The 11,204-nt window shown below is 74.0% G+C and carries 8 protein-coding genes and 1 tRNA gene; 7 read left to right on the top strand and 2 right to left on the bottom strand.

Annotated features, from left to right (window positions below; translation table 11 throughout):
* Positions 1-80 precede the first annotated feature (80 nt).
* Positions 81-168 (bottom strand) — tRNA-Leu (locus AB0Q96_RS27030).
* Between the two features lie 301 nt (positions 169-469).
* On the opposite strand from AB0Q96_RS27030, the gene AB0Q96_RS27025 reads away from it, so the two are divergent.
* The 7 genes from AB0Q96_RS27025 (at position 470) to AB0Q96_RS26995 (ending at position 10,143) form a co-directional block, all read left to right on the top strand.
* Entirely contained in the window at positions 470-673 is a 204-nt protein-coding gene (locus AB0Q96_RS27025) for a cold-shock protein (RefSeq protein WP_007502648.1), read from the top strand.
* An 89-nt stretch (positions 674-762) separates the two neighbouring features.
* Positions 763-2,448 (top strand): DEAD/DEAH box helicase, encoded by a 1,686-nt coding sequence (locus AB0Q96_RS27020; protein ID WP_365329817.1) that lies wholly within the window; start codon positions 763-765, stop codon positions 2,446-2,448.
* Positions 2,449-2,645: 197 nt separating this feature from the next.
* Positions 2,646-5,102, top strand: a complete 2,457-nt coding sequence (locus AB0Q96_RS27015) for a GMC oxidoreductase (protein WP_365329815.1) — start codon at positions 2,646-2,648, stop codon at positions 5,100-5,102.
* Positions 5,099-7,057, top strand: a complete 1,959-nt coding sequence (locus tag AB0Q96_RS27010; protein ID WP_365329813.1) for a hypothetical protein — start codon at positions 5,099-5,101, stop codon at positions 7,055-7,057. Before AB0Q96_RS27015 ends, AB0Q96_RS27010 begins: the two co-directional genes overlap by 4 nt.
* A 5-nt stretch (positions 7,058-7,062) precedes the next feature.
* On the top strand, positions 7,063-8,154 hold the full coding sequence (locus tag AB0Q96_RS27005; RefSeq protein ID WP_365329811.1) for a hypothetical protein: 1,092 nt from the start codon (positions 7,063-7,065) through the stop codon (positions 8,152-8,154).
* Positions 8,151-9,080, top strand: a complete 930-nt coding sequence (locus AB0Q96_RS27000; RefSeq protein ID WP_365329809.1) for an acetoacetate decarboxylase family protein — start codon at positions 8,151-8,153, stop codon at positions 9,078-9,080. Before AB0Q96_RS27005 ends, AB0Q96_RS27000 begins: the two co-directional genes overlap by 4 nt.
* A gap of 175 nt (positions 9,081-9,255) precedes the next feature.
* Complete coding sequence (locus tag AB0Q96_RS26995; protein ID WP_365329807.1) at positions 9,256-10,143, top strand: hypothetical protein; 888 nt, start codon at positions 9,256-9,258, stop codon at positions 10,141-10,143.
* 102 nt (positions 10,144-10,245) lie between these two features.
* Here the strand turns inward: AB0Q96_RS26995 and AB0Q96_RS26990 are convergent, their stop codons facing one another.
* Positions 10,246-11,097, bottom strand: a complete 852-nt coding sequence (locus AB0Q96_RS26990; protein ID WP_365329805.1) for a serine protease — start codon at positions 11,095-11,097, stop codon at positions 10,246-10,248.
* Positions 11,098-11,204: the final 107 nt, after the last annotated feature.

Below are 11,204 nucleotides of genomic sequence, written 5' to 3'. Positions count from 1 at the left end.
CTTTGTTTTCCTCATAACCGCGGGGGGGGGGTCGCCCGGTCTCCCCCCCCCCCCACCGCCACGCGGCGATGATCGTGATCTGGTGTCCGAGGGGGGACTTGAACCCCCACGCCCGATAAAGGGCACTAGCACCTCAAGCTAGCGCGTCTGCCATTCCGCCACCCGGACAGGTGTGTGCCGGCCGCGGGGTGTTCCCCTCGGCGACGGAGATCAATCTACCAGGCGCGGGGAGCCCCTCCCACCGCGTTCTCCGTGGTCAGCGGCATGATCGGCACTGCGGTCGACTTCGCGGTCGATCTTGGGTCCGGAGGGGCGTCCGGCCCCATCGAGGCTCCAACTGTGTTAAGCTCGTCGCGTTGCAGTTGTGGTACCCATGAACCTCTTGCGTCTGACGGGAATACTTCTCTTCAGGCGCATTTTGTTTTCCGGGATCTCCGGATGGGGCCTCTGCCTACAGAAGGAGAACGTCATGGCACAGGGAACCGTGAAGTGGTTCAACTCGGAAAAGGGCTTCGGCTTCATCGAGCAGGACGGCGGCGGCCCGGACGTCTTCGCCCACTACTCGAACATCGCCACCCAGGGCTTCCGTGAGCTCCAGGAGGGCCAGCGTGTGTCCTTCGACGTCACGCAGGGCCAGAAGGGCCCGCAGGCCGAGAACATCGTCCCCGCCTAATAGCGCCTGACGATATCTGCACACCGGGGTCCGCACCGTTCGGTGCGGACCCCGGTTTTGCGCTGTTCTCCAGGAAGGTAGCCCCCCGCATGTCCCGCAAGGCCCAGAAGCCGACCCGGCGCGCCAAGTCGCCCCAAACCTCCGCGACGCCGCCCAGGGAGTTCCGACTGCCGGAAAGTACGACCCCCGCACTTCCCCCCGTCGACGACTTCGCCGCCCTCGACATGCCCGCCGGGCTACTGAAGACCCTCACCGCGCAGGGTGTGACCGCGCCGTTCCCCATCCAGGCCGCCACGCTGCCCGACTCGCTCGCCGGCCGTGACCTCCTGGGCCGGGGCCGCACCGGCTCCGGCAAGACCCTCGCGTTCGGCCTCGCGCTGCTCGCCCGCACCGCCGGTCAGCGGGCCGAGCCGAAGGCTCCGCTCGCCCTGGTGATGGTGCCCACCCGCGAGCTCGCCCAGCAGGTGACGGACTCGCTGACCCCGTACGCCACCGCGGTCAACCTCCGGCTGACCACCGTGGTCGGCGGCCTGTCCGTGACCAAGCAGGCCAACGCGCTGCGCCGCGGCGCCGAGGTCCTCGTGGCCACCCCCGGGCGGCTCAACGACCTCGTGGAGCGCGGCGACTGCGTCCTCGACGACGTGCGCATCACGGTCCTCGACGAGGCCGACCAGATGACCGACATGGGCTTCATGCCGCAGATCACCAAGCTGATCCAGCAGGTGAAGCCCGGCGGCCAGCACATGCTGTTCTCGGCGACCCTGGACGGCAACATCGACCGCCTGGTCCAGCGCTTCCTGCACGACCCCGTCGTGCACTCCACGGACCCCTCCGCGGCCTCCGTGACCGCGATGGAGCACCACGTGCTGCACGTCCTGGACGAGACCGACAAGAAGGCCGTCACCACCCGCATCGCGGCGCGCGACGGACGGGTCATCCTGTTCATCGACACCAAGCGCGCGGCCGACCGGCTCGCCAAGCGGCTGCTGACCGCCGGCGTCCACGCGGCGGCCCTGCACGGCGGCCGTTCGCAGAACCAGCGGACCCGCACCCTGGACCAGTTCAAGAACGGCCAGGTCACCGCCCTGGTCGCCACGAACGTCGCGGCCCGGGGCATACACATCGACGACCTCGACCTCGTGGTGAACGTCGATCCCCCGACCGACCACAAGGACTACCTGCACCGGGGCGGCCGCACCGCGCGCGCCGGCACCTCCGGCAGCGTGGTCACGCTGGTCCTGCCCGAGCAGAAGCGGGAGGTCACGCAGCTGATGACGCACGCCGGCATCCGCCCCCGGACCACCCGCGTCACGTCGAGCGACCCGCAGCTGACGGAGATCACCGGCGCCCGCGAGCCCTCCGGCGTGCCCGTCACGCTGGAGGTCCCGCAGCCGACGCCGCCGAAGGCCGCCCGCCCGGCCCGGAAGTCCGGCCCGAGGACCGGCACCCGGACCGGCGGCGCCAGGACCGGGGACGCCACGAACGACGGCCCGAGGACCCGCACCTCCGGCGGCCCCCGCGCCGCCGCCTCGTCCGACGAGTCCGGCACCCGGTCCCGTCGCCGTCGCCCCGCCACCGGCGGCGGCCAGGGCTCCGGCCAGGCCCCGGCCGGCCAGGGCGGCGACCGCAGGGCCGGTGCCCGAGGCGCCGGCCGCGGTACGTCGGGCGGCACCGGCCGCGGTACGTCCGCGGGCTCGGCCACCGGCGGCACCGGCGCCGCCCGGGGCCGTGGCGACTCCGCCCGCAGGGGCGCCCGTCGCGGCACCGCCGGCTGACGCACGGCCTTCCGGCGACGAAGCTCCCGGCGGTACGGATCCTCGACCGAGGTCACCCGTACCGCCGGGAGCTTCGTGCTGTCACCCGCGCGCCGCGCCCGTCCCCCGGACGCGCCGTCCGCTTGGTGCGGTGGCGCGCGGAACCCTAGCGTCGGACCGGGACCGGTCGTCCCGAGCCGCCCGTGAGGGGATCGCCGATGAGGCACGCAGCCGATGCCGCAGCCGAGACCGGAGTGGAAGGCGTCGACGTGGTCGTCGTCGGGTCGGGCTTCGGCGGGTCGGTCGCCGCGCATCAGCTGGCCGAGGGCGGGCTGTCCGTCGTCGTCCTGGAACGCGGCCGCCCCTACCCGCCCGGCAGCTTCGCCCGGACGCCCGCGGCCATGGCCCGCAACTTCTGGGACCCCAGCGAGGGTCTGCACGGGCTGTTCGACCTGTGGTCGTTCCGCGGCCTGGAAGGCGTCGTCTCCAGCGGTCTCGGCGGCGGGTCGCTGATCTACGCCAACGTGCTGCTGCGCAAGGACGAGAAGTGGTTCGTCCACGAGTCGCCGCTGCCCGGCGGCGGGTACGAGAACTGGCCGATCGGCCGCGGCGACCTCGACCCGCACTACGAGCGGGTCGAGCGGATGCTCGGCGGCACGCCCTACCCGTACCCGGACACGCCGAAGACCGCCGCCCTGCGGGAGGCCGCCGACACGCTCGGCCTGGAGCTGTCCCGGCCGCCGCTCGCCGTCTCCTTCGCCGACCGGCCGGACGGCCCCCCGGTCCCGGGCGCCCCGCTCCCCGAACCCGGCTACGGCAACCTCCACGGGCTGCCCCGGGAGACCTGCCGGCTCACCGGCGAGTGCGACCTCGGCTGCAACCTCGGCGCCAAGAACACCCTCGACCACACCTATCTGTCGGCCGCGCGCCACCGGGGCGCCGACCTCCGCACCCGCTGCGAGGTGCGCGGCTTCGCCCCGCTGCCCGGCGGCGGCTACGAGGTGCGGTACGTCGTCCACGACCCGGCCCGCGAGGGACACCGCACCGCCACCGACCGGCTGCCGCTGCGCCGCATCCGGTGCGGGCGGCTGGTCCTGGCGGCCGGCACCTTCGGGTCGACCTTCCTGCTGCTGCGCAACCGCTCCGCCCTGCCCGGTCTCGGCCCGGCCCTCGGCACCCGCTTCAGCGGCAACGGCGACCTCCTCGGGCTGGTCCTGGACGCCACCGGCGGCGCCGCGGGCAGCGCGCCCCGGCGGCTGGCGAGCAGCACCGGCCCCGTGATCACCAGCGCGATCCGGGTCGGTGACGAACTCGACGGGGACGGTTCCACTGGGCGCGGCTTCTACGTCGAGGACGCCGGCTACCCGGCCTTCGTCGACTGGCTCGCCGAGGCCGCGCAGGTCTCCGGCGGCCTGCGCCGCACCGTGGGCTTCGGCCTGGACAGGGTGCGGTCCCGCCTCGGCCTCGACGCCGGGCCCCGGAGCAACATCAGCGGGCGGCTCGCGCGGCTGCTCGGGCCGGGGGTGTTCTCCGACTCGGCGCTGCCCCTGCTCGGCATGGGCCGGGACGTCCCGGACGGCCGGATGAGCCTGCGCCGGGGCTACCTCGACCTCGACTGGACCACGCTCACCTCGCGCCGCTACTTCGAGCGGGTCCGCGCCACCATGGCCGACGTCGCCGGGGCGCTCGGCGGCACGTTCCACGACAACCCGCTGTGGTGGGCGCGCCGGGTGGTCACCGTGCATCCGCTCGGCGGGGCACCGATGGGACGCCACCCCGGCGAGGGGGTCTGCGACGGGTACGGCGAGGTCTTCGGGCATCCGGGCCTGTACGTGCTCGACGGCGCCGCCCTGCCGGGCCCGGTGGGCGCCAATCCGTCGCTCACGATCGCCGCGTTCGCCGACCGGGCCTGCCGCCGCATCCTGGAGACGACGGGCACGCGGCCCACGACGGCCACGGCTTCGGCGACCGCCTCGGCTTCGGCTTCGGCTTCGGCTTCGGCTCCGGCTTCGGCTCCGGCTCCGGCTTCGGCTTCCGGCGGGGGTGGGGAGCGGCCGACCAGTCTGTCCTTCACCGAGGAGATGAGGGGGTACCTCGCCCTCGACGTCGCCGACCCCGAGGAGGGGCGGGAGCTCGGCCGGGCGCGCGGCCAGCGCATGATGTTCCGGCTGACGATCACCGCGGACGACGTGGACCGGTTCGTGGCGGACCCCCGGCACGAGGCCGGGGCGGTGGGCCATGTGGTGTGCGACGTCCTCGGCGGGCGGCTGCCCGTGGAGGCCGGCTGGTTCAACCTGTTCACCCGCGACGGCGACCCCACCCGGCGCCGGATGCTGTACCGGCTGCACCTGCGCGACCCGGGCGGGAACCCGCTCACCCTCGTCGGGCGCAAGGAGGTGCACGACGACCCCGGGCCCGACGTGTGGAGCGACACCTCGACCCTGTACGTGCGGGTGCTGGCCGGGCACGTGCCGGAGGGCGGCGACGCGGCCGCCCGGGTGCTCGGCGCGGGCGTCCTCGTCATCCTCACCGCCGACTTCGCCCGCCAGCTGACGACCTTCCGGGCCTCCGGGCCGCATCCCGCGCGGGCGCTCGAAGGCTTCGGGCGCCTGTTCCTGGGTGAGCTGTGGGACGTGTACGGCACGCACTTCACGGCGTCCGGGGAGTCCTCGTGAAGGTGCGCGAGCTGCGCGGGCACGCCGACGCGCTCGGTTTCACCCCGCAGGAGCAGGTGCGGTGGCTGTCCCCCGGGGAGCTGGCGCGGACGGCGGTCAAGGTGGTGCTCGCGGCGGTCTTCGCCGGGTACGCGGACAAGCGGGAGTTCCAGGGCGTCCTGCCGGCGGAGCTCCTGGAGGCCCCGCCGGGCCGGCCCGACGCCCGGGAGCTGTGGTTCGACTTCGTGGCCGACCTCGGCGACGGTTTCGACGCGACGAGCTCGGTCGCGTGGGCGCTGGCGGCGGAGGAGCTCTCCGTCCCGGGGACCGGCCCCGTCGCACCCGGCCCCGACGCCCCGGATCCCGCGGCGCCGGGCGCCGCCCCCGGGGACGTACCCCTGCGGCTCCCCCGGGGTTCGCTGCTCGTGCTCGGCGGCGACGAGGTGTATCCGACGGCTTCGGCGGAGGGCTACGAGGACCGGATGAAGGGTCCGTACCGGGCCGCGCTGCCCGAGGCGGCGGACCCGCCGCTGCTGGTCGCGCTGCCGGGGAACCACGACTGGTACGACGGGCTCACCGCCTTCCTCCGCATGTTCACCCAGCAGCGCCCGATCGGCGGCTGGCAGACCCGGCAGACCCGCAGCTACTTCTGTGTGCGGCTGCCCGAGCGCTGGTGGCTGGTGGGTCTGGACAGCCAGCTCGGCTCGTACTTCGACGATCCCCAGCTGCGCTACTTCCAGGAGCACCTGTCGGCGCACCTGCTGCCGGGGGACGGGGTGATCGTCTGCTCGGCCGAGCCGACCTGGCTGAAGAGCGCGGACCGGAGCGCGGACGCCTTCAACGCCCTGCACTGGTTCGACCGGAACGTGGTCCGCCGGCACGTCGACCGGGAGACGGGCGAGCCGCGGCCCACGCACGCCGCCGTCCGCCTCTGGCTGACCGGCGACCGGCACCACTACGCCCGGTACGCCGAGCTGCTCCCGGACGAGCCGCCCGACGCCCCGCACACCGGTCCGGGTGCCCTGGGCCCCGATCCGCGCCGGCGCCAGATGGTGACCTGCGGTCTCGGCGGCGCGTATCTGGCGGCGACCCACCGGCTGCCGCCGGTGCTGCCGCTGCCGCCGCACGGGTCGCGGCTGCGGGACAAGGACGATCCGCCGGTGGAGTTCGCCCGGATGGCGGCCACGTACCCCGACGCCGCCGCGTCCCGGCGGCTCACCCGGGGCATCGCGGTGCCCTGGTCGGGGCGCTGGCTGCCGTGGCGCAACTCGGGCTTCGCGCGGCTCGCCGCGGGGGTGCACGCCGGGCTCTTCCTGCTGTCCAGTTTCCTGTTCGCGCTGGCGGAGGGCGTGACGCGGCCCGTCGACGCCGTGCGCCGGTCCGGTGTCGGCGCCTTCTGGGGCTTCGGCGCCGTGTGTCTCGGCGTGGCCGGGGGGCTGCTGCTGCTCGGGTTCCTGAGCCGGCTGCTGCGGAGGCGGCGGGCGTCCCCGCCGTCCCCCGCCGCGGTCGCGGCGCTGACCCAGGCGACGGTCGCGCTGGCGGCGCTCGCCGTCACCCTGGCCCTGCCCTTCCCCGCGTCCTGGCCCGGCTGGGCGGTGCTGCCGGTCTGTCTGGCCGTCGCCGCCGGGTTCGGCGCGGTCGTGGGCTCGGGCGTCTTCGCGCTGTGGGTGCTGTCCGCGCGCGCCGGGCCGGTGGCGGAATGGCAGATGTCGGGCCAGTCCATCGAGGAGCACAAGGGCTTCCTGCGGCTGCACATCGCCCCGGGCGGCGACCTCACCGTCCACCCGCTGGCCCTCACCGCCGTCTGCCGCGACTGGGAGCTGGCCGACGACCCGACCGGCGGCCGGTCCCGCCACGCGCCCGGCCCGGCCGCCCCGGCGACGCGGCGGCCGGTGCCCGCGAAACGGCCGGTGCCCGTGCGCCACCCGACGGTGCGGCTGATCGAGGAGCCCTTCGTGATCTCCCGGGGAGCGTGACCGCCATGACCCGCAGACCGCCCGCCCGCGGCCCCGGAGCGGCCTCCGGCCCGCCGGACCCTCCCACGGTCCGCCGTGACCACGTCACCGAGGTGCTGCCGCTGGCCGCGCTCGACGGGCGTCCGCTGACCCTGGTGCACGTCCGGGGAAGCCGCCCGCCCACCCGTGGCCCGGTGCTCGTCGCGCACGGTGCGGGGGTGCGCGCCGAGCTGTTCCGGCCGCCGCTGCGCCGCACCTTCGTGGACGCGTTGATCGACGCCGGCTGGGACGTGTGGCTGCTGAACTGGCGGGCCTCGATCGACCTCGAACCGGTGCCGTGGACGCTGGACCAGGCCGCCGCGTACGACCATCCCGCCGCCGTGGCGCGGGTGCTCGCGGAGACCGGCGCGGACCGGCTCAAGGCCGTGGTGCACTGCCAGGGCTCGACGTCGTTCATGATGGCCCTGACGGCCGGGCTGCTCCCCCAGGTGGAGACGGTGGTCAGCAACGCGGTGTCGCTGCACCCGGTCGTCCCGCGGCTCTCCACCTTCAAGCTGGCCCGCCTGGCGCCGCTGGTCTCCCGTCTGGTGCCGTCGCTCTCGCCGGCCTGGGGCGACCGGCCGGTCGGCCCGCTGTCCCGGGCGCTGGTGTGGGGCGTGCGCGCGACGCACCCGGAGTGCCGGAACACGGTGTGCCGCATGGTGAGCTTCACGTACGGCAGCGGCCGGCCGGCGCTGTGGTCGCACGCCAACCTCGACGAGGCGACGCACGAGTGGATCCGCGGTGAGTTCGCCGAGGTGCCGTTGACCTTCTTCGCCCAGATGAACCGGTGCGTCCGGGCCGGGCAGCTGGTGTCGACGGAGGGCATCGAGGGGCTGCCGCGGGCCTTCGCCGAGCGCGCGCCGCGGACCGACGCGCGGATCGTGCTGCTCGCGGGCGAGGACAACCGCTGCTTCCTGGCCGAGTCCCAGCAGCGCACGTACGACTTCCTGCAAGCGCACCGGCCGGGCCGCGACGCGCTGCACCTGCTCCCCGGCTACGGCCATCTCGACGTGTTCCTGGGCCGCCGCGCGGCGACCGACACGTACCCGCTGATCCTGGAGGAGCTCGCCCGATGAACCGGTTCCTGGACCTCGGCCGGCGGGGTCTCGCGGCCCTGCCGTCCCCGGTGCCGCGTCGCCAGCGGCGGCTCGCGGGACGCCACTCCCTGGTCGACGGCATCCCGTTCGAGCTGCCCGTCGACTCGGTCGACACGCCCGCCCTGATGGCCGGATTCCCCGTCGACCGCCGGGCCGCGGCCCGGCTGCTGCCCGGAGACGAGCTGCACCCCGTGACGCTGCCCGGCGGCAAGGGGCTGCTCCTGGTCACGGTCGTCGACTACCTGCGGACGGACATCGGCCGCTACATCGAGTTCTCCGTCGCGCTCGCCTGCACCCACGGCCCCCGGCCGGCCCCGCCGCTGCTCCCCGGCCTGCTGCGGGGCGCCTTCCGCACCGGCCAGTACGTGCTGGACCTGCCCGTGAGCAGCGAGATCTCGGTCAAGGGCGGCAAGGGCATCTGGGGGATGCCGAAGCATCAGGCCAGTCTCGACTTCAGGGTGGGCGACACGACGGTCTCCAGCCAGTACGAGGTGGGCGGGCGGCTCGGGATGTACATCGAGATCGAGCGCCCGCCGGCCACGGCGCTGCCGGTGAAGGCGGCGGCGGTCAACTGCTGCGCGTTCCGCGGGATGCTGATGAAGTCGACCGTCTACCTCGACGGCGCGGCGGACGTCGCGGTCGGGCGGCGGGCCCGCGCGCGGCTCGTGCTCGGCGACGCGCCGCGGGTCGCGCCCCTGCACGACCTGGGCATCGCGGACGCTCCGCTGTTCACGCTGTTCCTGCCGTCGGCTCAGGGGGTCCTCGACGACCACTTCGAGTGCTGGTTCCTCACCGGCGGGGAGCCGGGGCGGACGTACGGGGAGGGGCTGGACAGCGTGGTCGGCCTCGGGCTCTCGCAGGAGTGGCCCGCGCCGCCGGGTCTGGACGTGGGGCCGCACCCGTGACCCGGCGGTCGCTGGTGCTCGCGGGCGCCGGCCGGGCGCCCGCCCGCGCACGCGGCTCACCCGTTCGGCCTAGCCGGACCGCCCGGCCCCGCCCCCTCGCGGCCACACTGGTGAGCGATCGGACCGATCGGATCTCCGTAAGGACGTATCTCCGAGCCGAGAGAGTCGCGACATCATGACTGGTGCGACAGATTTCCAGATCTCGTTCCACGACGACATGCCCGAAGCGGACCGGCGGGACGCGGAGCGCGCGGTGGCCTCCCTCGTGGAGCACTCCACGGCGCGCACGGCCCGGGAACGCGCGGCCGAGGCCGAGCTGGCGGAGCTCACGGACGCGCTGGAGGCGCCGCTGACCCGGCTCGTCCGGGAGGACCCGGCCGCCGCCCGGGCGGCCGGGACGCTGGCCGCGCGCGAGGTGCTGCGGCTCGGCGAGTCGGACGCGCTGCGGGAGGACGGCGCCTCCTACTTCCCGCCCCACGTCCGGACGGACGTGCGTTCCGTGGGGTTCGTCCCGCCCTACGACTTCAGTTGGGCCTGGCACGACGGCGCGGGCTTCCCGCCGCACAGCCGGATCCTCAACCGGGCCACCGGAGAGGTGGGCCTGGACGCCCGCTCGGGCTCGCTGCCCGAGGGGGTCGCCGGACTCGTCGCCGCGCACGCCGGGTTCGGGGTGACCCTGCCGACCACGAACCCGGGGCAGAAGTTCCCGCACGCCGTGCTCAACCCCGGCCGGTACTCCTTCGCGTTGAAGACGGTCGGGGTCGGCGGCAACGCCACCTCGGAGGGCGGCTTCGAGCTGACCGTGTTCGAGGACGGCCGCTTCCTCGCCGGCGCGGGCACCCGGCTGTGGCGCTCGCGGATCAGCGCGGGTGAGGAGAGCAGGGGCGGCGACGGACCGCGGCCGATGACCGGTCCCGAGCTCCAGTTCACGATGGTCCCCGGCCGCTCGTACGTGTTCAACGCGGGGATCTGGGTCGTCACCGACCGCTCGACGGGGATCGGCGCGGCGGCGGCGCAGTCCCTGTTGCAGGGCACGATCACCCGCATGTGGATGTTCGGCTGAGCGCTGTCCGTACCTGCACCGCCGGTACCGCCCGCACCTCCCGTACCGCCCGCCCGGTCTCCGAGTGACCGGGCGGGCGGACCCGCGAGGTGCGTCGCGGCGTTACGGCTTGGGCAGGGTGCAGCCCGGGCGGTTGAGGTCGATCACGTTGCCGGGGCCGACGCACGGGACGATCGTGTACGTCTCCTGGGCGTAGTTGATGCCCTGGCGGACGGTCACGGCGCCGTTCTCGTCGATCTCGCACGGGTTGTTCACGGTGCAGCTCTCACCGCTCTCGTTGCCCGTGTTGTTGACGGCGACGACCTTGCCGGTGGTCGTGTCGATGACCGGCGAGCCGGAGGTGCCGCCGATGGTGTTGCAGGAGGAGGTGTAGCGGACCGAGTCCTTCCAGGTCCACTCGCCCTCCTTCATGCGGTAGACGAAGCCGTCGACGTTGCAGCTGTAGATCCGCTTCCAGTACCCGGACACCACCTTGATCGACGAACCCTGGGTCGGGCGGACGTCGTTGAGGGTGAGGGCGCCTATGCCGTACTGGCTCTGGATCTGCGCGTACGTCTTGGTGACCTGGTAGATCGAGATGTCCGTGTCGGTCATCGTGCCGTACGCGATCTTGCTGGCGCGCAGCGTCGCGACCTTGGTGCCGGCCGAGTTGAGCAGCGAGAACGAGCGGCTGGACGCCACGTTCCTGACGACCTGGCCCGCCCCCGGCATGCCGGTCTCCAGACAGTGCCCGTTGGAGAGGACGAGCGCGGGGTCGTTCGGCTGGGAGCTCGGCATGCGGACGAGCGAGCCGGAGCAGTTGCTGAGCGCGACGGTGCCGGCGAAGTCGACGGCGACGGCCGCCGCCCGCTCCTTGGCCGCGGGAGCCTGCGGCGGCGCGGACGCCATGGCCGGGGCCGCGGCCGCTCCGGTCAGGAGCAGCGCGAGCAGGGCGCCGACGAGAGGCTTCTTCATGTGGGGGTTCCCCTCTGATGACATGCAACCGAAGATCCTCCGGTTGTCATGAGCATTCTTAGAACCCGGACGCCAACCCACAAGAGGGCGTGCGGAATCGAGCCACC

This window comes from Streptomyces sp. NPDC093111, from assembly GCF_040683955.1.
In the GTDB taxonomy this organism is placed as follows: Bacteria; Actinomycetota; Actinomycetes; order Streptomycetales; family Streptomycetaceae; genus Streptomyces.
Note: the sequence above shows the minus strand (reverse complement) of the source record. Positions and strands in the feature narration are given on the sequence as shown.